Origin of the sequence: Amycolatopsis sp. NPDC023774 (genome assembly GCF_040639695.1) — a bacterium.
In the GTDB taxonomy this organism is placed as follows: domain Bacteria; phylum Actinomycetota; class Actinomycetes; order Mycobacteriales; family Pseudonocardiaceae; genus Amycolatopsis.
This window is the reverse complement of the sequence record NZ_JBFAAJ010000111.1, coordinates 1-1383: the sequence shown is the minus strand read 5'-3', so window position 1 is coordinate 1383 and position 1383 is coordinate 1. Positions and strand designations below refer to the sequence as shown.

General features: G+C 69.3%; 2 protein-coding genes. One reads left to right on the top strand and one right to left on the bottom strand.

What is annotated here, in order from left to right; all coding sequences use genetic code 11:
- Positions 1-927 (bottom strand): IS630 family transposase (locus AB0F91_RS47200; protein ID WP_360609068.1); only part of this gene is annotated, 927 nt, incomplete at its 3' end.
- A 92-nt stretch (positions 928-1019) separates the two neighbouring features.
- On the opposite strand from AB0F91_RS47200, the gene AB0F91_RS47195 reads away from it, so the two are divergent.
- Positions 1020-1367, top strand: coding sequence for a hypothetical protein (locus tag AB0F91_RS47195; protein ID WP_360609066.1), 348 nt, complete (start codon positions 1020-1022; stop codon positions 1365-1367).
- The last annotated feature ends 16 nt before the right edge of the window (positions 1368-1383 follow it).

The window sequence follows — 1383 nt, the reverse complement described above, 5'->3', positions numbered from 1 at the left end:
CACGGCGGAGAAGTAGATTTCCACTTGGTTGAGCCATGACGCGTGCACCGGCAGGTGGACCATGTGGGCATTGGGGAATGCGTCGTTCATCCGTGCCGCGGCGGTCCACCCGCGGTGCGAGGCGCCGTTGTCGACAACCCAGAACACGCGGTCAGCGCTGGCATATGGCTCGGTCGTCATGACCTGCTCGGTCAGCCGGGAGAACGGGGCGATGCCGGTGGTGGGCTCGCATCGGCCGATGACCTTCGCCTGGTGGACGTCGTAGGCGGCGAAGTAGGCCAGTGTGCCGCCCCGTGTGTACTCCGACTCCACTCGCATGGGCCGGCGCGCCGCGGGAGGCAGGGTGTCGCGGGTGCGGTACCTGGCTTGGACGCCGGGTTTCTCGTCCGCACTGAGCACGAAGTCGTTGTCCCCCAACGGCTCACCGTCCCAGAGACGGGCATACAGGTCGAGCACCCGAACGGCCTTGACGGCGAAATACGGGTCACGTGGGAAGATCCATGAACGGTGCTGCCAGGGCTTGATCGCGTCGACGGCCAGCCACCGGCGCACCGTGGACGCCGACACCCGTCCGCAGACGCCGCGGGCGATCGCCTCGCGGGCCAACTCCGGGCAGGTCCACCGTGTCAGCGGCGCCCCGGCCTGGGCGGGCAGCTCACAGGCCAGGGCCTTGACCTCAGCCACCACCGCAGCGGGGAACACCCGAGGCCGCCCGCTGCGGGGCCGGTCGGCCAACCCTGCCATTCCCTGCTGGCAGAACCGTTTGCGCCACTTGCGAACCGTGTCCTCATGCACGCCCAATCGGCGGGCGATGGCGGCGTTGGGCTCGCCCTCCGCAGCGGCCAGCACAATCCGCGCCCGCAGCACCCGGCGATGCTCGGCGCGGCCGCAGCGCGCCAGACGCTCCAGCGTGTGCCGGTCGGCCAACTCGAGTGCGACCACGTACGGACTACGGAGCCCCACCGGGCCGCCCCTCAAGATCAACCACGGGCGGGACGATATCGGGCAGGATGGACCCCATGGCCTCCCCGCCCGAGTCGACCAGGACCTCGCTGCGCCAACGCCTGCAAGCGCGAGCCCGTGACCGCTGGCCGCAGCTGGCCCAGGTCACCACCCATCATCACGGCACGTTCGCCTACGTCAGCGGCCGATTGGCTGACGGGACGACACTGCCGCTGTTCCGCCTGCGCTATGCCGGCTCCGCCAGCACCTGGGGCTTCGCGGTCTACTTGGCCAGCAAGGACGGGTACGAGAATTCGATCCTGCCCAGTGGATACCCCGCGGGCACACCCGAGGAAGCCCTCGACTGTGCCTGCGGCCTCTACCTCAACGACCACACCGCCTGGATCGAACCCCCGACCAACTAACAGGCGCGACCACTAG

Coding starts and splice junctions, on each gene's coding strand:
- AB0F91_RS47195 (WP_360609066.1), top strand. CDS start 1,020: ATGGCCTCCCCGCCCGAGTCGACCAGGACCTCGCTGCGCCAACGCCTG.